We start from the raw sequence: 18,351 nt of genomic DNA, 5'->3' as shown, positions 1-18,351 counted from the left end.
ATCAGAATTTATTCAGATACTGATCCAATTCCCACTCCGTAACCGTAGTGGAAAAGTCGTACCACTCTCTTTCCTTCGCCTCGGTGTATTTGTTAAACACATGGTCGCCCAGGACTTTTTCGATAAAAGGGTCCGCCTTCATTTCCGAAACGGCGATGCTGAGGTCGGTCGGCAGCGCCTCTATTCCCGCAGCCGCTCTTTCCCCGATATCAAAATCATAAATGTTCGCGACAACCGCATCCGGCGGTGTCAGGTCGTTTTTGATTCCGTCCAGCCCCGCCGCGAGCAGCACCGCAAACTCGAGGTAAGGGTTGCAGGCGGGATCGGGATTGCGCAACTCCACCCGCGTGCTTTGCCCTCTGGAGGCGGGCACACGGATCAGCGCGCTGCGGTTACTTAAGGTCCAGGCGATATTGCAGGGCGCTTCAAAGCCCGGAACCAGTCTCTTGTAGGAATTGACCAGCGGATTGGTAATGGCGCACATCCCCTTGATATGCTTTAAGATACCCGCAATAAAATTATATGCAATATGGCTCAGCCCGGTTTCGCTGTCCGGATCGTAAAAGGCATTCTTTCCGTCTTTAAACAAAGACATGTTGGTATGCATTCCGGAGCCGCAGCGCCCGTAAACCGGTTTGGGCATAAAGGTGGCGCAAAGCCCGTGAGAATCCGCACAGGACTTCACGACCATCTTAAAGGTCAGAATATTATCCGCCGCAGAAAGCGCTTCGCTGTATTTAAAATCGATCTCGTGCTGCGCAAAGGCGACTTCATGGTGCGACGCTTCGATTTCAAACCCCATCTCTTCAAGATTCAGGCAGATATCGCGGCGCGCGCTTTCGCCCAAGTCGGACGGCCCAAGATCAAAATAGCCGGCAGTATCGTGTGTGACGGTCGTGGGATGCCCGAATTCGTCCGTGTTGAACAGGAAAAATTCGCATTCGGGGCCCACGTTGAACGTGTATCCCATCTCCGCAGCTTCCTTCAGCGTCCTTTTCAGGACATAGCGGGGGTCGCCCTCAAACGGTTCTCCGTTCGGCTTATAGATATCGCAGATCAGCCGGGCGACACGGCCGTGCTGCGTGTGCCACGGAAGGATGGTAAAGGAATCCAGGTCCGGTCTGAGGTACATGTCGGACTCTTCAATCCTGACGAACCCTTCAATGGACGAGCCGTCGAACATGCACTGATTGTCAAGCGCCTTTTCAATCTGGCTGGTCGTAATGGCCACATTTTTCAAGGTACCCAGAATATCCGTAAACTGCATGCGGATAAACCGCACATTGTTTTCATCAATCATCCTGATGATGTCGTCTTTTGTATATTTACTCAAATCGATACCTCCCTGAAAATAAAAATAACAAGGGTGCTCCTTTACAGAACCTCCTTGTCTACATAATTTCAATAATAAGTATATTCTATTATATTCTGTAAGCAGTGTCAATCTTTTTCGAATTGAAAGGGACATTTCATTTTAATGCACAAATTTTCAATCGTTCCCCTTTATTTTCCGTCTTTTTGCAGAATTGATACGCTTGTCCTGCAAAAAGCAAGGATTTTTTTATAAATTTTAATTGTAAATGATTGTATCCGGGCTTTTGCTGTGCTAAACTGTTGAATTGAGAAGTATTATTAAGTCGAATAATACCGTTCTCAATTTTATATAGGAGGATATACCCATGTCTTATGTTAAAGAGCAACTCGCAAACGTAATCCAGCAAAATCCCAGCCAGCCCGAATTCATTCAGGCGGTAACCGAAGTTTTAACGTCCCTGACTCCGGTTATTGAGCAAAATTCCCAGTATCAGAAAGCCGGTATTCTGGAAAGGCTGACCGAGCCGGACAGACAGGTGAAGTTCCGCGTAGCCTGGGTGGACGACGCAGGCAACGTACGGGTAAACCGCGGCTACCGCGTTCAGTTTAACAATGCAATCGGACCGTATAAGGGCGGCCTTCGCTTTCATCCGTCCGTAAACATCGGTATCCTGAAATTTCTTGGATTTGAACAGATTTTCAAGAATTCTCTGACCGGCCTGCCGATCGGCGGAGGCAAAGGCGGTTCCGACTTTGACCCGAAAGGCAAATCCGACCGCGAAGTCATGGCTTTCTGCCAGAGCTTTATGACGGAGCTCTGCCGTCACATCGGACCGGACACAGACGTTCCCGCCGGCGATATCGGCGTAGGCGGCCGTGAAATCGGCTACCTGTTCGGCCAGTACAAGCGCCTCAGGAACGAATACTCCGGGATTCTGACAGGCAAGGGGCTGACCTTCGGCGGCTCCCTTGTCCGCACGGAAGCGACCGGTTTCGGCCTGCTTTACTTCACCGACGCAATGCTCCGTAAAAACGGCAAATCCATCGAAGGAAAAATCATCGACATTTCCGGTTCCGGCAATGTCGCCATTTATGCCTGCCAGAAGGCGCAGGAGCTCGGCGGAAAGGTCGTGACCATGAGCGATTCCACCGGCTGGATCTACGACGCCGAGGGAATCGACCTTAAGGCGATCAAGGAAATTAAGGAAATCAAGCGCGGACGCCTGTCCGAGTATCGGGCATATCGCCCGAATTCCGTATACCATGAAGGCAAAGGCGTTTGGAGTACTCCATGCGACATTGCGCTTCCCTGCGCCACCCAGAACGAACTGCTTCTCGACGACGCGAAAGAACTCGTGAAAAACGGTGTATTCGCCGTGGCGGAAGGCGCCAATATGCCGACCAGCATTGAAGCTACGGAATACTTCCAGGCAAACGGCGTTCTGTTTGCCCCCGGCAAGGCGTCCAACGCCGGCGGCGTCGCAACCTCCGCACTGGAAATGAGCCAGAACAGCATGCGTCTTTCCTGGAGCTTTGAGGAAGTCGACGTAAAACTGAAGAGCATTATGGAAGACATTTTCGCAAACGCTTCCGACGCCGCGGAAAGATACGGCTGCCCGAAGAATTATGTAACGGGCGCCAACATTGCGGGCTTCGTCAAGGTAGCGGATGCCATGCTTGCGCAGGGCACCATTTAATAGCAGGATACAGAACATAGCAATCAATTACCGCCGTCCGGAAAATTTCCGGACGGCGGTTTTTATGTGCTCATACCGTGCGGCCTGCACCGTTCAAAAGCGATTATTTGTGGTATTTGCCGTGACGGATGATTTGAAAGGCGCGGTATATCTGTTCGCAGAGCATCACACGGGCCAACTGATGAGGAAAAGTCATCGGCGAGATGGAAAGACGGAAACCGGCCCTTTGTTTTACTGCCTCGCAGAGCCCAAACGAGCTTCCGATGACGAAACTGACCGTGCTGGTTCCGTTCACGGCCAGCGTGTTGATTTGATCGGAAAGCTGCCCGGAGGAAAGCTCTCTTCCTTCAATGCAAAGCGCAAACAAGGCGGAACTTCCCGCGGCGGAAAGAATGGAGTCCCCCTCTGTTTTCAGGGCGGCCCTGATCTGAGCGTCCGACGGATTGTCCGGCAGCCTGCACTCAGGCAGCTCGATGATGGAAAAGCCGCAGAATGGACGCAGCCTTTTTTCGTACTCCGCGCAGGCGTCCCTCCAATAGGCTTCCTTCAGTTTTCCGACACAGATAAGACGAACCGTAAGCATAATTCCACCTAAAAAATAATTCCTTTTCCCGTATTGTTTTCTCTCGGCGCAACGGAAAGCTGGAAATCGACGCCCTCCTTCAGCCCGGCCTCGGAAAGAGAACAAAGGGCCGTTTGAAACGCAAGCTCCGGCGTGTTGTTTTCAGCGCTCAGGTGCGCCAGAATAAACCGCGTTGTTCCCTTTTGCGCCAGATTCGTAAGTTCATCCGCGCAGGCCTGATTGGAAAGGTGGCCCGTGTCGGACAAAATTCTCCGTTTCAGCGGGTACGGATATGGCCCGTTTTTCAGCATTCCGACGTCATGGTTTGATTCCAGCACCACCAGATCCGCGCCGGTCAGCTGATTGCGCACCGTGTCGGACAAAAAGCCGAGGTCGGTGGAAAAGCCGACGCTTCGCCCGTCGTGGGTCTGCACACGGTATCCGACGCTTTCCGCACAGTCGTGGGAGGTATGGAAGGGCCTGATAAACATACCGGCACATTCCATTCCCTTTTCACCGATCACATCCGCCCGGAAAGTTCCGTTGGCGCACCCCATCTTTTCCAACGCGTTTAAAGTGCCGGAAGAAGTGTAAACCGGAATGTGCTTCCGGGAAGCCAACACGCGCAGGCCCCGGATATGGTCGATATGTTCATGCGTGACAAAGATCGCTTTCACCGACTCGATTCCTATCCCGCAGGTTTCCAGCATATTGTTGAGCTGCTTTGCCGTTCTTCCCGCGTCGATCAGAATCCCCGCGCAGGAAGAGCCTATGTAATAACTGTTTCCGCTGCTTCCGCTGAAAAGCGGACATATTCTCGCCATGGACGCCTCCCCAAATAAAGAAAAGGGAAAGACCGATGTCAATCCCTTTCAAATCGTTCAAAAATATTCAGATTGCCTGCGCCACTGCCGGCTCAGGAACATGAACCCGCTGAATATCCGCTCCTAAATTCAAAAGCTTCTGCTCTACATTTTCATATCCGCGCTCAATATGATTGATGTCCTCAATCTGAGTGGTGCCCGACGCCGCAAGCGCCGCAATCATCATCGCCGCACCGGCACGCAAGTCGGTTGCCTTTACAGGTGCCGCATTCAGGTGATCAACGCCTTCCACAACAGCAAGCTTGCCGTCAACGGAAATCTGCGCGCCCATTCTTCTGAGCTCTTCCACATAGCGGAAGCGATTGTCCCAGACACTCTCATTAATGATACTCGTCCCGTTTGCCATAGAAAGAAGCACCGCAATCTGCGGCTGCATATCCGTCGGGAAACCCGGATGGGGCATTGTCTTGATATTGCATTTGTTCAGTTTTCCCGTCCGGCTGACGCGGACTGCGTCGTCGAATTCCTCCACCTGAACGCCCATTTCCTCCAGCTTTGCGGAAATGGATTCCAAGTGCTTGGGAATTACGTTTTTAACAAGGACATCCCCGCAGGTCGCCGCGGCGGCGACCATATAGGTACCCGCTTCAATCTGGTCTGGAATAATGGAATAGGTGGTTCCGGCCAGGTGGGTCACACCGTATATTTTGATCACATCGGTGCCGGCGCCCCTGATATCCGCTCCCATGGAATTCAAAAAGTTGGCGAGGTCGACAATATGGGGTTCCTTTGCAGCATTTTCAATGACTGTCATTCCTTTTGCCTTTACAGCAGCCAACATAATATTTACGGTTGCGCCGACAGACACAACGTCAAGATAAATATTGGCTCCTGTTAAAGCCTGCGTATAGACGTCCACCATGCCGCCTTCCAGCTTATAGGCCGCGCCCAGGGCCGCAAAGCCCTTCAGGTGCTGATCAATCGGGCGGACCCCGAAGTCGCATCCGCCCGGCATGGTAACCACCGCGTGGTTAAAGCGGCCAAGCAAAGCGCCTAAAAGGTAATAAGACCCACGTATATGGCGCGCCAGTTCGTAGGACGCTACGTGGGTATGAATCGGTCTTGGATCAATTTCAATCGTCGATTTGTCGATATTGCGAATTTTAGCTCCCATATCATACAGGATCCTTGTAATGGAAGCAACGTCTGTAATATTCGGAATATTTTCAATACAGCACACATCATCTGCCAAAATCGCTGCCGGTATAATTGCGATCGCGGCATTCTTTGCACCGCTGATGCTGACTTCACCGGTCAGACGATTGCCACCTTTAATAACGTACTTGTCCAATGCGGCACGCTCCAATCTAAAGTTAAACAATACTATTATTACATTTTTACGCAAAATATTAAGCGTTTTCAATGAATATATTGTTGTAAATATTTTGAAAGTAATCAAGTAAAATATACGAAAAAAGCAGGAAAAAATAGCCAATTATTGATTTCGTTGCACTGTTAATGATCATAATACACAATGATGGAAAAGTCAATAACCAACAAAACAAATAGTCTGTTTTTGTAAATATTACTAAAAAGCGTTCTTTCCCCCGTTCTGGGAAACAGAACGCTTTCCGTATTTTGCCCAAACGTTACCTGCTGACATAACTCAGCGGATTTACCTTGGTACCGTTTTTTATCACTTCAAAATGACAGTGCGGACCGGTGGAGTTTCCGGTGCTTCCGACAAGGGCGATCGCCTGCCCTTTGGAGACCCTTTGGCCCGCCGAAACCAGAATTTTGCTTGCATGGCCGTAAAGCGTCTGCAGCCCTCCGCCATGGCTGATTTTTACACAATAGCCGTAGCCGCTGCTCCACCCCGCCGATACAACGGTGCCGCCGTCGGCCGCAACAATCGTTTTCCCGTAAGCGCTGCCGCCGGATATATCGATACCGGTATGGAAACTGCCCCAGCGCCATGTGAAATAAGTGGTAATGGTGTGAAGGGACGGAACAGGCCACATCAGGCTTCCGCTGCTGACGCCGGCGCCGCTGTATTTCGGACGCTTCTTGGTTCCCGTGATTACCACCTTATCGGTAGACGGCACCACAACGGTTCTGCTGATGACGTCGCGCTTCTGCTCAACGCCGTTTACATAATACACCTTGTCAACACATTTCTGCGTTCCGTTTACTCCCTCGGTCTTCACTTTGGAATAATCGGTATACTGGGAATCATCCTTGATCGTTACTGTTTTATACGAAAGAGGGACTTCATACGTCAAATTTTTGGTCAGCTGAACATCCAGCGTCGGGACCGCAACCTGCAGGTTGATCAAATCCCCCGGCATCAGATTGTCCCCCAGCTGGTTGTTGTTGATTTTGTTCAGCTCGGAAATGGTCGTGTGGTTTACCTTGGCAATGGAAGTAACCGTGTCCCCCTCTTTTACGGTATAAGTCACCGCCGCCTGAGAAGTGCCGTTGATCAGTTTATCCATTGACTCGGTAGCCATAATGGTTGTGGTCGGAAACAGTCCGTTGATGGTCTCCACATCCTGCGCAAAGTCCACCGATGCGCTTGTGTCCCCGCCCTTTGCCTTGTTCAAAACATTCTGCAGCATATAGCGCAGATCCGCGCTGCTTTTCACCGCGCCGAGCAGCTCGCCGTTTACATAAAGGCCGCTCGCTTCCTCAATGATTCCGTTTGACTGCTGGATAATCTTGTCGCAGACCGAATTAACCTCCAACAAGCTGTTTGCATCCACTACTTCGAGTCGGAACGTGGGGGTGACATTGATATTGATATCACTGTCGGCCGTGTCGTGAACCATGCGCTGGCTCACCATTTCGCTCGCCTGTTCAAAGGTTTTTTCATCCTGAATGGTAGCGACTTCCTTCCCGTCATAAGCAAGAACCAAGCCGTAATTCAGTCCGTTCCAGAAATGCACGGTAGCCCCCAAAAGAAAAATTGCTCCTATGGGAACAACCATATTCAAAATCGAAAACACAAAACCCCTGTGACGGACAAAGCTTTTTCCCGTGACGGTAAGATACTCTTTAAAAACACGTCTGTAGCCCAGTTTTCTCGCCTGCGCGATCCTGTCGCGGGCAATGGAAAATCCTTCCCGGATGGACTGAAACTCTTCTTTCAGGCGGGCAATCCGTTTGCCGACTGTGGCGGCGTAGATCGATTTGCATAAATTCGTAAACGGTCTAAAAAACCGGGAAAGCCTGCGTCCGACTCTTTTCAGGATTCTGACCGTCTGGATACCTACAATATATAAATCATCCGCTGTTTGATTCAACATCTTATAACCGGAATCTCTGCATACGCTTTTTGTTTTCTTTAGCCTCGAGAGCTGCATGAAACAAAATCCTTTCGGGTTAATAAATTGTTACAAGTTTGTAATACGTTTTTAATCATATAACAAATTTGCCTATTTTGCAACCCGTTGGAATCAAATTAACAAATATGCAACAATTTGGCAATTAAAATTCAGCTTAAATAACGGAGCTTCTCCTCAGTCCACCCCATAATCACCGGAAGGAACGCTTTTGCCTCTTTCTTCGCGCCGTCAAGATCGTGTTCCAGATAATTTCCGCACTCCGCCGCCGCGGCCCCAGGGATAGCCCCTTCAAAATCAGCGATAAAGGCAAAGGCCTCGATGATCAGTTGAACAGCGTCCGCGTGGCTCAGGTTTCTGGTCAAAAAATAGAAACCGGTCCGGCAGCCCATTGGGCCAAAATAAATAATATGGTCCTTATGACTGCTGTTGCGTACAAAGGTCGCGAACAGATGCTCGATGGTGTGCATGGCGGCATTCGGGAGAAACGGCGGAATATTCGGCCTTCTCATCCTGATATCATAGGTTACGATATCGCCGTCGATACGGGAAGTGTAAATACCGGGCATCAGCTTGGTATGGTCGACACAAAAACTTGCGATTCTTTCCATTATAAATCTCCTTCATATAAAGAAAATGTTGTCCGTCAATTTTTCAAAATCATCCGTTTCCAGAAAACCGCCGATCAGGTGGAGACTGTCCTCGACGGACTGCTCATAAAGCTCCGGAAAGCTTTCCGTACGGACGGTTTCACTGTCCGCAGGCCAGCTCCATTCATTGTGCAAGATATTTGCGTAATCACACCCGTCGCCTTCGCTGAGCCCGCGGAAATGGCAGGAAACGGTCCGCTTCCCTTTTCTTTCCCTCCGCTCTATCCATGCCTGCTTCAGAGTGGTGCGGTCGTTTAAAAGGCCGAACACCGTGCGGCAGTCGTTGGTCGCCTGATACAGCGGGACGCCAGCGTCCTCAACCCCGAATAACCCGTGAAGCAAAAAAGCGTACAAATCCGCAATGTGAAGCTGGACATTATCATTCTTCGGAACCGTCAGCTTCAGGTCAAACTCCGTCGGCAGCGCCGCCCTTTCATACCGGAGCAGAATCACATCGAGCGCGGATTCTATCTGGTTGTGCAGGATTTCTTCATCCTGCATCGGCTCCTGCTCAAGAAGCGCCTTCGCCCCGGACTGAATAAAAGGATGGCAAATCCGGTCCAAGGAGTAATGGCAAAGGAAGCCGTCGATATACGATAAAACCAGTGCCTTATTCGGCTGCCGCAGATAATATTCCCGCATCAGCGCCAGCGTTTTTGAAGGATTCTCCAGATGGAGCTTTCCGGCGTAGTCTTTCAGGCTCTCTCCCCTCTGCCACGGCAGATAGCGGTGGCAGTACAAAAAGTCCGGCCCCTGTGCTCCCCAAAGAAACGCGGCCAGATTCCGTTCACCGTTCGCCTGTGTCTGTTGCAACTGTTCCAGAACTCTTTGCGCATGGAGATAATGCGTGATCGCAGCCGGCATCTTCCAAGAACCACCTTCACAAAAATAAGAGCGCGGTATGTACCGCGCTCTTATTTTATCATATTCGTATTGTTTTTTAAAGAACTTTAGATAAAAAATCCTGCAGGCGCGGATTCTGCGGATGGTCGAAGAACTGATCCGGGGCGTCTTCTTCCAGAACCTGGCCGTCGTCCATAAAAAGTACACGGGTGGCAACCTCACGGGCAAAGCCCATTTCATGTGTCACCACCACCATGGTCATCCCCTCGGCGGCAAGTTCCTTCATTACCTGTAAGACTTCTCCGACCATTTCGGGGTCGAGCGCGCTGGTGGGTTCATCAAAAAGCATGACGTCCGGGTTCATGGCAAGCGAACGCACAATCGCAATCCGCTGCTTTTGTCCGCCGGACAGCTGAAGCGGGTATGCTTCCGCCTTGTCCGCCAGCCCTATCCGCTCAAGCAGCTGTTTCGCCTGCTGCTCCGCCTGCTCCTGTGTTTTCAGCTTTAGCGTGATCGGCGCAAGCGTAATGTTCTGGAGCACCGTCAAATGCGGAAATAAATTGAAGTGCTGGAACACCATCCCCATCTTCTGACGGAGCTGGTTGATATCGCACTCCGGCACATTGATCTGAACGCCCTCAAACCAGACCTCGCCGTCGGTCGGCTGCTCAAGCAGATTCAGGCAGCGCAGGAACGTGCTTTTCCCGGAACCGGAAGGGCCGACAATTACAACCTTCTCGCCTTTTTCAATATTTTGGTCAATGCCCTTCAGAACATCCAGATCGCCGTTCAGGGTCTGGAACGTCTTATGCAGATTCTTAACGGTTATCACTTCTGTGCAGCCTCCTTTCAAGCTTGCCGAGCAGGGCGGTCAAGCCCATGACGATCAGCAGATAAATGCCCGCAACAGCCAGAAGGGAGGTGTACGGATCATAGGTGATGCTTCTGATGATATCGCCGCCCTTGGTCAGGTCCTGTATCGCGATGTAGCCCGCGACGGAGGTTTCCTTTAAGAGAGCGATAAATTCATTGCCGATTGCCGGCAGGACGTTTTTCAGAGCCTGAGGAAATACGATCTTCACCATGGTATCGCGCTGGTTCAGTCCGAGGGAACGCCCGGCCTCGACCTGCCCTTTGTCCACGGACTGGATCCCGCTCCGGATGACTTCCGCAACGTAAGCGCCGGAATTGATGCCGAACGCAAAGATCGCCGCGACAACCCGGTCCAGATTCACGGGCGGCTGAAAGACGATGTACCACATAATCATCAGCTGGACAACGACCGGCGTACCGCGTATCACCGTCAGGTATACACTGCACACTGCATTGAGAAATTTCAGCTTTGACTTGTCATTATTGTGCGTCACCTTGACAAGAGCGACGATGGTCCCCAGAATAATCCCGATGATGACCGCAAAAAAGGTAATCATAAGGGTATTTCCCAGACCGAACACTATGTTTGTATATCTGTTCTTCAGAATAAACGCATCATAGAATTTCTGCGGGAATTCCGAAAAATAAGAGAGCGGCAGGGCCGCCGTCAGTATATCCATAATTTACCCCCGTTTTTAAACTGAGAAAAGCAGGGGGAGCAGATTTTTCCGCCCGCCCTGCATTCTGTTGATAAGTGGGAAAATCAGGCGCCCAGAGCCTCTTTGTACTTCTCAATAATCTTGTCAAGCTCACCGCTCGATTTTAATTCGCCCAGAACACTGTTGACGGTGTCCAGCATCGCTTTATCACCCTTCGGCACCGCGATGGCATACTGTTCGGTGGTCAGCGCCTCATCCAGCTTAACCAGTTTGTCGGAATTTTTTTCCACAAATTTCTTGGCCGGGAAATCGTCGATGACGACCGCGTCGATTTTGCCGTTGATCAGATCGGTGACGGCGTCTACGCCCTTGGCATAGCGCTCGGTGGAGCCAACCTTGATGTCGTTCTTTCCGTCTTCATTGGTGCAATAGGTATCTCCGGTCGTCCCCTGCTGCACGCCGACCTTCTTGCCGTTCAGGTCCGTACGGGATTTGATCGCGCTGTCTTTTGATACGATGATCGCCTGGGAAGCGTCGAAATAGGTGTCGGAAAAATCGACATTTTTCTTTCTGTCCTCATTCGCGGTCATACCGGCGGCTACGAAGTTGGTCTTTCCGGAACCAAGCTCCGTGGTAAGAGTGTCGAAAGCAATATCGTTGATTTTCAGCTGAACGCCGAGCTTCTCGGCAATTTTATTGGAAATATCAATGTCGATGCCAACGATCTTGTCTCCGTCCTTGTACTCGAACGGCTCAAATTCCGCGTTGGTAGACATGATGACGACTCCGTCCGCCTTAACCTTATCCACGCTGGTCTGCTCGCCGGCCGAAGCGGCGGTCTGGCTGCCTGTCGCGGACGCCGTGGTTCCCGATTGGGCACAGCCCGCCGAAGAAAGCGTCATGGCGGCAACGAGTAAAAACGCCGCTATTTTAGAAAACTTTTTCATCTTGTTAACCCTCCGTAAAATGAAGTTGGATTTGTTTGTTTAGGATAGTTTGTATTATAGCGCATAAATATGCAAAAATCAAGTATTAATATAAATAAAAATTCATTTTAATGGATTTGTATGCATTTGCGTTGTATTTTTACTCTGTTTTTGTGTATTCTTCCATACCGCATCCAGCAAGCAGCGATCGCATATCGCTTGGAAGCGTGCAGGAAAGGTCTGTTTCCCTTTGGGTAACCGGATGAATAAAATGAATATTCATGCAGTGGAGTGCCTGTCTTGAAAGGAACCGCAGGCCGCCGCCGTAAAAATCATCCCCCGCGAGGGGATGACCGATATGTGCCATATGCACGCGAATCTGATGGGTTCTGCCCGTCCTCAGCCGGAAGGAAACCAAGGTGTGTCCGCCGCCGCTTCTCAGCGCCCTCCAATGCGTAACCGCCCTCTCCCCTTTTTCCGTGACCTCACGCTGAATGCTGTGCCCCTCTTTCAGCCCGATCGGTTCATCGATCGTTCCCTCTCCCATAAGAATTCCCTCACACACAGCAACATATTCCTTTTCAATTTTGGCGGCGAGCTGCGCCGCGCAGTAAGAATTTTTCGCCAGGACGACCAGCCCGGTTGTATCTTTATCCAACCGGTATACGGGACGGAAGGAAAGCCGCTCCCCTTTGGAAAGAGAATACGCCGCAACCGCGTTTGCAAGGCTGTCGCAGTCGTGGCCGGGCGTTGGATACATCGGCATACCGGAAGGCTTATCGACAATCAGAAGATCGCTGTCCTCATAGACGACCGCAAGGGGGACGCTGAGCGGTTCGTGCAGCTTCGTGTCGCCCGGCATCCGGATACATACCGTATCCCCCGCGTTTAGCGTTTCCGTCACAATGGCATGCAGGCCGTTTCTCGCAATGCCCATGGGCTCGCGTTTCAACCGGATCATCAGCCGGGCGGAGATTCCGCAGTACGAACGCAGAAAGCTTTTCAGCCTGATTCCGTCGTATTCTTGTGGCACTGAAAAAGAAAGCTCGCGCATAAGTCCTCCTGAAAAGGAAAAGGCGGCGCAACCAACGCCGCCTGAAAAACTTTTCGACAATCGAAATTATTTTACTTCAACAGTCCAGCCGAATTCGTCTTTGATCTTTCCCCATTGAATTCCCGTCAGGGTATCGTAAAGGCGCTGGGAAATCGGCCCGATTTCTCCGTTGTTGATGTCCATTACATCGTCTCCCCATTTCAGATGGCCGATCGGGGAAATGACGGCGGCGGTGCCGGTACCAAACGCTTCCTTCAGCTGACCGTTTTCCGCGGCCTTTGCAAGCTCATCGATGGACAATTTGCGCTCGACGACCTTCATGCCCCATGATTTGAGCAGTTCAATGGAGGACATGCGGGTGATTCCCGGAAGAATGGAGCCCTGCAGCTCGGGGGTTACGATTTCATCTCCAATGACAAAAAATACATTCATGGTGCCGACTTCTTCAATGTATTTGCGCTCTACGCCGTCCAGCCAGAGAACCTGGGTGTAACTCTGCTTTTCCGCTTCATCCTGCGCTTTTAAGGAAGCCGCGTAGTTGCCGGCCGTTTTGGTATAGCCCATCCCGCCCTTGACGGCGCGCACATAGTTGGTTTCCACATAAATCTTCACCGGATCCAGCCCTTCCGGATAATAGGCCCCGACGGGCGAGCAAAGAATAATGAAAAGCAGATGCTGTGCCGGATGTACTCCGATATGGGGATCGATTCCGATAATAAACGGACGGATGTAAAGGGAGGTTCCTTCCGCGGACGGAATCCAGTCCTTTTCAATGGATACCAGCTTCTCGATCGCTTTCTGGCTGAACGCTTCATCGATCAGCGGAATGCAAAGCCGGTCATTGGAAGAATTGAGACGGGCCATATTCTTGTCCGGTCTGAAAAGCAGGATTCTGCCGTCAACCGCACGATAAGCTTTCATTCCCTCAAAAACAGACTGGCCGTAATGCAGGCACATCGCCGCCGGCGATAGTTCAATCGGTCCAAACGGGACAATTCTGGCGTCGTGCCAGCCCTCTCCCTCATCATAGTTCATAATGAACATATGATCTGTAAAGATCGTACCGAATCCGAGTTTACTTGAATCGGTTGGCTTGGATTGTGGATGTTCAGTCAGTTCAACTCTGATTTCCTGCATTTCAAAGGCCCTCTTTCAAATTAATTACCGATTATTATAGCATCCTTTTCGGGTAATTTCAAGCTTTAGCATCTTAAAGTGTTTTGAAATATGCCCGTCAGGAAGAAAGCATCAATGATTGCGCAGCCCTTTGGGATACCGGTTTTTCAGGCGGCCGCCGGAGCATTTTCCGAAGCCCGTGAGAACGCCGTCAACCGCAACGCCGGTAAAGCCGTGACAGCGCGGATCCGACTCCATTTCTTCCCCGCGCAAAAAAGCGGCGATCTGTTCCGAATCGTGCGGCAGATCGATGACCGAATTCAGCTCCTGCGGCTTCGCGGACATGAACAGTGCGTGAGCCGGTTCCATACGGTTTTTCTTTGCTTCCCCAAGCAATACGCCCGCGCGGATCACTCCAAGCCCTTTCAAGTAAGGGAGCTCCCGCGGAAGGATCAGGAAGGATTCGCCCACCTGCTCCACCGGGGAGGACAGCTCCATTTTAAAAACCTGTCTGTATAAATCCTCCGCCATCTCCATCATGGAGGGCTTCTTCGGCAAATAAGGAGCCGGATACGCGCTGCTGCCGGAAATCCGGCGCATAACAGCTACGAAATGCCCCTCACCCCCGTCCATGGGGAAAACACGGCGCGCCTGAGGGAGAAAAGCGGGACGGCCGAACGGTACCCCGCAATCGGTCAGGGCAAAGTCTCCTCTTTCCTTCAAAAACGCGGAAACGACTTCTTCGTTCTCTTCCGGGGAAAACGTACAGGTGGAATAGACCAGCACGCCGTTTTCCTTTAAGGCATGGGCGGCGCTGCGCAGAATGGCGAGCTGACGGACGGCGCAGGCTTCCACATGTTCCTGGCTCCAGTCCTGCAGTGCCTGTTCGTCGCGCCGGAACATCCCCTCACCCGAACAGGGGGCGTCCACCAACACCTTGTCGAAATATCCGGCAAGCCCGCTGCAGAGCGCCTCCGGATGGCAGGAAGAAACCACGGCGTTCCTGACGCCCGTCCGCTCCAGATTGGAAAGCAGCACATTTGCCCTGCTCCTGACGATTTCATTGGACCAGAGCAGCCCGCTTCCCTGTAAAAGAGCGGCGATCTGCGTCGATTTTCCGCCGGGAGCGGCGCACAGATCCAGCACCCTGTCCCCGGGCACGGGGTTCAGCGCGGTTACCGCGCTGGCCGCAGACGGCTCCTGCGAGTAAAACGCACCTGCATGGTGCATGGGCAGGGAGCCGACCTTTTGCGCATCCTGCGGGATATAATAGGAAACCGGCGAAAAAGGCGTCGGCTCCAAAGAAAACGGCAGAGAGGCCTTGAGCGTTCTTTCGCCGCATTTCAGCGTATTCAGTCGGATACCCCGGTAATACGGTTTCTGATAGTCGTTTAAAAACACCGGATATTCCCCGCCCAGCATGGATTCCATTTTATTTTTAAAGCTCTGCGGCAGCTCAATCAAATCCGTCAACTCCTGAATTGATCTGTATAATTCGCGTAAAGATACTAATAATACGGGTGAAGGGGGTGAAAATTTTGGATAATCAGACTTCAAAAACGAACCGCGCTTCCAACAACAGTACAAATGAGAGCACAAACCGTGCTTCCAACAGTACGAACCGTGCGTCAAACAACAGCACGAACACCAGCAACAACAATCATTACAGCAACAAAACTTCTAACAATGCAACACAGGCTACAAACAAATCTTCCGATAACTGCAAATAACGGAAAAGCGGCAAGCCAAAGATTGATTCACCAATGCGGGAACAGGCGATTCTGTATGGAAATACAAGACCGCCTGTTCTTCATTTTTCATTTTTCTTTGCATTGACGTGCGCAATCAGTTCTTTCAGCGTCTTATCTTCCGCTTTGACCTGACGGAAGCCCTCGCCGGAAATTTCTCCCGCATCGCCGATAATCATAAACGCGTCGTGGTCGTGCGAGCGGACAATGTCCTTCACCTTGACGACCTCGTAACGGCGGACAGCACACAGCAAAACCTCTCCCTCTCGTCCGCTGTACGCGCCGCGCGATTTCAGCACGGTGACCCCGCGGTCCATATCGGTCAAAATATCCTGCGCAATTTCGTCGTTTTTCACAGACATGATAAACAGCAGCTTCCCGGTCCCGGTGTCGGTGCCGTAGAGGAGCGCGTCGATCAGGCGGGTGGAAACGAAAATGGTGATCGTGGCGTAAAGCGCGCTTTCAATATTGCCGTACACAAAGGCGGAGGCGACGACAACCATCATATCCACACAGAGCATCAGCTTTCCCATGGATAGATTGCGCAGCCTTCTGCCGAGCAGACGGGCCACAAGGTCGGTGCCGCCCGTGGTTCCCCCGCGCATGAATACGAGAGAAAGCCCGATTCCCTCAATGATTCCGCCAAAAATGGCAGCCAGCATCTTTTCGCCGGTATAAGCGGGCACGATTTTTCCGACCAGGTCAATGGAAACCGATACGAATACCGTCGCCACAATCGTTTTGCCGACGAGCTTGTACCCGATTTCCATAATCGCCCAGATGAAAATAGGAATATTCAGCAGCAGGCCGGTCATACCGATCGGCCAGCTGAACAGATAGTTAATCATCGTACTGGCGCCGGTAACGCCGCCCGGCGCAATCTGATTCGGGGCGGTAAACACATTGACGGAGACCGCGTAAATCAGGCTGCCGACAACGAAAAACAGAATATCCTTTAAAAGGCCTATTGCTTTTTCCTTCGGAGTTTCGGAAAGCATAACAGCATCTCCCAAATCAAATTAAATCGTCACACACAATCTTAAAAATCTCGCGCAGGCGTTCAATGTTACCGGAAAGGTAAAGATAGCCGAACAGGGCTTCAAAAGCGGTTGCGGCGTGATAGTCCTCAACCGCCGCATTTTTTGGGACATGGTTCGTGTGCGCATTGCGGCCGCGTTTGAAGACCTCCAGCTCCTCTTCCGTCAGAAGGGGAAGAAGCCTTTTGGAAACCTTTGCCTGCGCGCCGCAGCAGACCTGTTCCACCGACTTTTTATGAAGGGATTTGACCGGGCAGTTTCCCTGACACACAAGGCGTTCGCGTACAAAAAGCTCAAAGACGCCGTCGCCCACGAAAGCGAGCGTCAGCGGGCTTAACAGTTTCGGATTACAGTCTGCGGGAAATAATCGTTCCAAGCAAAACGCTCCTCGTCATTGATAGATTGGAAAACATGAGTGGAGATTACTCCATAAAGTCAAATTCAATATCGTAGATACTGACGGTGTCGCCTTCCTGAACACCCGCCTCACGCAGCGCGTCTATGACGCCGGAATGGATGAGTACGCGCTGAAAATACTGAAGCGATTCATAATCGTCAAAATTAACCGAATTGATGACGGGTACCAGCCACTCGCCCTCCACCACAAACACGCCGTCCTGGTTGGTCACCTTCACGTCATTATGTCCGATTTCCTCCACGGAGACGAGCGGAGCAGGCTCCGGCTCGAACTGCCTGACAGGCGGCAGCTTGCTGAGCATCTCTGAAATTTTATTGAGCAGCGGGTCGACCTGATAGCGGATCGCCGCCATAATCGGGAAAAACTCATAGCCCAGCTTTTCCGCATAATTTTTGAAATCCTCAATCTGCTCGTCCGTCGCGAGGTCGCATTTGTTGCCGGCAACAATCATCGGTCTTTCGGCTAAGTCGGGATTGAATTTTTTCAGCTCCGCGTTGATGGTCTGAAAATCCTGTTTCGGGTCCCGGCCTTCGCTGCCGGCGACGTCGACGATGTGTACGAGCATCCTGCAGCGCTCCACATGCCGCAGAAACTGGTGCCCCAGTCCCGCGCCTTCCCCCGCACCCTCGATCAGCCCGGGAATATCGGCAATGACGAACGATTTGCCCTCACCCATGCGGACAACGCCGAGCACGGGGGTAATCGTCGTAAAATGATAATTGGCGATGGTGGGTTTTGCTTCGCTGACGACGGAAACAAGAGTCGATTTTCCCACATTCGGATAGCCGACCAACCCGACATCCGCCAGAAGCTTTAGCTCCATCAAAAGCTCCATGGACTCGCCCGGCATCCCCGCTTTCGCAAAGCGCGGAGTCTGGCGTGTCGCGGTCGCGAAATGGGTGTTGCCCCAGCCGCCCCGGCCGCCTTTCGCAATCGTCTGCGGCTCGTCGGCGGACAAGTCCGCGATCAGCCTGCCGGTCGCGGCGTCCTTTAACAGGGTTCCCCGTGGGACCCTGATTATCAGGTCGTCCGCTTTTTTCCCAAAGCAGCGTTTTCCCCTGCCGTCTTCGCCGTTTGAAGCAACATATTTTCTTTTATAACGGAAGTCCGCCAGCGTGGAAAGGTTGTCGTCCACCTGAAAGACGATATTTCCACCCCGGCCGCCGTCGCCGCCGTCCGGACCGCCGGACGCCACATATTTTTCACGGTGAAACGAAACCTTGCCGTTGCCGCCGTTTCCCGCTTTGATCGTAATTTTTGCACTGTCAATAAACATGAGCCTTACCGCC

At 51.6% G+C, this 18,351-nt stretch carries 17 protein-coding genes; 1 reads left to right on the top strand and 16 read right to left on the bottom strand.

Annotation, left to right across the window (positions count from 1 at the left end; genetic code table 11):
- Nucleotide 1: 1 nt before the first annotated feature.
- The gene (glnA, locus tag ACRQV7_RS07385; RefSeq protein ID WP_275715582.1) at nt 2-1,333 is read right to left on the bottom strand and encodes a type I glutamate--ammonia ligase; all 1,332 of its coding nucleotides are present in this window, start codon (nt 1,331-1,333) and stop codon (nt 2-4) included.
- Between the two features lie 346 nt (nt 1,334-1,679).
- On the opposite strand from glnA, the gene gdhA reads away from it, so the two are divergent.
- Nucleotides 1,680-3,011 carry an NADP-specific glutamate dehydrogenase gene (gene gdhA / locus ACRQV7_RS07380; RefSeq protein ID WP_444660038.1) on the top strand — a complete coding sequence of 444 codons (1,332 nt, stop codon included), beginning with the start codon at nt 1,680-1,682 and terminating at the stop codon, nt 3,009-3,011.
- Nucleotides 3,012-3,114: 103 nt separating this feature from the next.
- Here gdhA and rlmH read toward each other — a convergent pair whose 3' ends face one another.
- The 15 genes from rlmH to obgE form a co-directional block, all read right to left on the bottom strand.
- Complete coding sequence (gene rlmH / locus ACRQV7_RS07375) at nt 3,115-3,594, bottom strand: 23S rRNA (pseudouridine(1915)-N(3))-methyltransferase RlmH (RefSeq protein WP_444660036.1); 480 nt, start codon at nt 3,592-3,594, stop codon at nt 3,115-3,117.
- Between the two features lie 8 nt (nt 3,595-3,602).
- Nucleotides 3,603-4,397, bottom strand: coding sequence for an MBL fold metallo-hydrolase (locus ACRQV7_RS07370; RefSeq protein ID WP_444660034.1), 795 nt, complete (start codon nt 4,395-4,397; stop codon nt 3,603-3,605).
- A gap of 67 nt (nt 4,398-4,464) precedes the next feature.
- A complete protein-coding gene (locus ACRQV7_RS07365; protein WP_275717831.1) occupies nt 4,465-5,748 on the bottom strand; it encodes a UDP-N-acetylglucosamine 1-carboxyvinyltransferase in 1,284 nt (427 codons plus the stop codon).
- Nucleotides 5,749-6,046: 298 nt separating this feature from the next.
- A complete protein-coding gene (locus ACRQV7_RS07360; protein WP_444660031.1) occupies nt 6,047-7,702 on the bottom strand; it encodes a peptidoglycan DD-metalloendopeptidase family protein in 1,656 nt (551 codons plus the stop codon).
- 188 nt (nt 7,703-7,890) lie between these two features.
- Nucleotides 7,891-8,349, bottom strand: coding sequence for an S-ribosylhomocysteine lyase (locus ACRQV7_RS07355; RefSeq protein WP_275717829.1), 459 nt, complete (start codon nt 8,347-8,349; stop codon nt 7,891-7,893).
- Nucleotides 8,350-8,361: 12 nt separating this feature from the next.
- The gene (locus ACRQV7_RS07350; RefSeq protein WP_444660029.1) at nt 8,362-9,252 is read right to left on the bottom strand and encodes a zinc dependent phospholipase C family protein; all 891 of its coding nucleotides are present in this window, start codon (nt 9,250-9,252) and stop codon (nt 8,362-8,364) included.
- Nucleotides 9,253-9,328: 76 nt separating this feature from the next.
- Nucleotides 9,329-10,063, bottom strand: a complete 735-nt coding sequence (locus ACRQV7_RS07345) for an amino acid ABC transporter ATP-binding protein (protein ID WP_275717827.1) — start codon at nt 10,061-10,063, stop codon at nt 9,329-9,331.
- A complete protein-coding gene (locus ACRQV7_RS07340; protein WP_275717826.1) occupies nt 10,050-10,784 on the bottom strand; it encodes an amino acid ABC transporter permease in 735 nt (244 codons plus the stop codon). Before ACRQV7_RS07340 ends, ACRQV7_RS07345 begins: the two co-directional genes overlap by 14 nt.
- Before the next feature lie 83 nt (nt 10,785-10,867).
- Entirely contained in the window at nt 10,868-11,710 is an 843-nt protein-coding gene (locus ACRQV7_RS07335; RefSeq protein WP_444660027.1) for a transporter substrate-binding domain-containing protein, read from the bottom strand.
- Nucleotides 11,711-11,849: 139 nt separating this feature from the next.
- Nucleotides 11,850-12,743: an RluA family pseudouridine synthase gene (locus tag ACRQV7_RS07330; RefSeq protein WP_444660025.1), complete on the bottom strand. Its 894-nt coding sequence runs from the start codon at nt 12,741-12,743 to the stop codon at nt 11,850-11,852.
- 66 nt (nt 12,744-12,809) lie between these two features.
- On the bottom strand, nt 12,810-13,880 hold the full coding sequence (locus ACRQV7_RS07325) for a branched-chain amino acid aminotransferase (RefSeq protein WP_444660023.1): 1,071 nt from the start codon (nt 13,878-13,880) through the stop codon (nt 12,810-12,812).
- A gap of 111 nt (nt 13,881-13,991) precedes the next feature.
- Nucleotides 13,992-15,323 carry an RsmB/NOP family class I SAM-dependent RNA methyltransferase gene (locus ACRQV7_RS07320; protein ID WP_444660021.1) on the bottom strand — a complete coding sequence of 444 codons (1,332 nt, stop codon included), beginning with the start codon at nt 15,321-15,323 and terminating at the stop codon, nt 13,992-13,994.
- 346 nt (nt 15,324-15,669) lie between these two features.
- Entirely contained in the window at nt 15,670-16,605 is a 936-nt protein-coding gene (locus tag ACRQV7_RS07315) for a YitT family protein (protein ID WP_275717821.1), read from the bottom strand.
- A 16-nt stretch (nt 16,606-16,621) separates the two neighbouring features.
- Complete coding sequence (locus ACRQV7_RS07310) at nt 16,622-17,020, bottom strand: Mini-ribonuclease 3 (protein ID WP_444660019.1); 399 nt, start codon at nt 17,018-17,020, stop codon at nt 16,622-16,624.
- A 46-nt stretch (nt 17,021-17,066) separates the two neighbouring features.
- Nucleotides 17,067-18,338: a GTPase ObgE gene (gene obgE / locus ACRQV7_RS07305; protein ID WP_444660017.1), complete on the bottom strand. Its 1,272-nt coding sequence runs from the start codon at nt 18,336-18,338 to the stop codon at nt 17,067-17,069.
- Nucleotides 18,339-18,351: the final 13 nt, after the last annotated feature.

The sequence above is a fragment of the Caproiciproducens lactatisolvens genome, from assembly GCF_052443335.1.
In the GTDB taxonomy this organism is placed as follows: domain Bacteria; phylum Bacillota; class Clostridia; order Oscillospirales; family Acutalibacteraceae; genus Caproiciproducens.
This window is presented reverse-complemented; position numbering and strand designations above follow the sequence as displayed.

Excerpts from the sequence above, each read along its gene's own strand:
- ACRQV7_RS07340 (WP_275717826.1), bottom strand. The coding sequence starts at position 10,784 with ATGGATATACTGACGGCGGCCCTGCCGCTCTCTTATTTTTCGGAATTC.
- ACRQV7_RS07350 (WP_444660029.1), bottom strand. The coding sequence starts at position 9,252 with ATGCCGGCTGCGATCACGCATTATCTCCATGCGCAAAGAGTTCTGGAA.
- ACRQV7_RS07370 (WP_444660034.1), bottom strand. The coding sequence starts at position 4,397 with ATGGCGAGAATATGTCCGCTTTTCAGCGGAAGCAGCGGAAACAGTTAT.
- ACRQV7_RS07330 (WP_444660025.1), bottom strand. The coding sequence starts at position 12,743 with ATGCGCGAGCTTTCTTTTTCAGTGCCACAAGAATACGACGGAATCAGG.
- ACRQV7_RS07315 (WP_275717821.1), bottom strand. The coding sequence starts at position 16,605 with ATGCTTTCCGAAACTCCGAAGGAAAAAGCAATAGGCCTTTTAAAGGAT.
- ACRQV7_RS07335 (WP_444660027.1), bottom strand. The coding sequence starts at position 11,710 with ATGAAAAAGTTTTCTAAAATAGCGGCGTTTTTACTCGTTGCCGCCATG.
- gdhA (WP_444660038.1), top strand. The coding sequence starts at position 1,680 with ATGTCTTATGTTAAAGAGCAACTCGCAAACGTAATCCAGCAAAATCCC.
- ACRQV7_RS07360 (WP_444660031.1), bottom strand. The coding sequence starts at position 7,702 with ATGTTGAATCAAACAGCGGATGATTTATATATTGTAGGTATCCAGACG.
- ACRQV7_RS07355 (WP_275717829.1), bottom strand. The coding sequence starts at position 8,349 with ATGGAAAGAATCGCAAGTTTTTGTGTCGACCATACCAAGCTGATGCCC.
- rlmH (WP_444660036.1), bottom strand. The coding sequence starts at position 3,594 with ATGCTTACGGTTCGTCTTATCTGTGTCGGAAAACTGAAGGAAGCCTAT.
- obgE (WP_444660017.1), bottom strand. The coding sequence starts at position 18,338 with ATGTTTATTGACAGTGCAAAAATTACGATCAAAGCGGGAAACGGCGGC.
- ACRQV7_RS07325 (WP_444660023.1), bottom strand. The coding sequence starts at position 13,880 with ATGCAGGAAATCAGAGTTGAACTGACTGAACATCCACAATCCAAGCCA.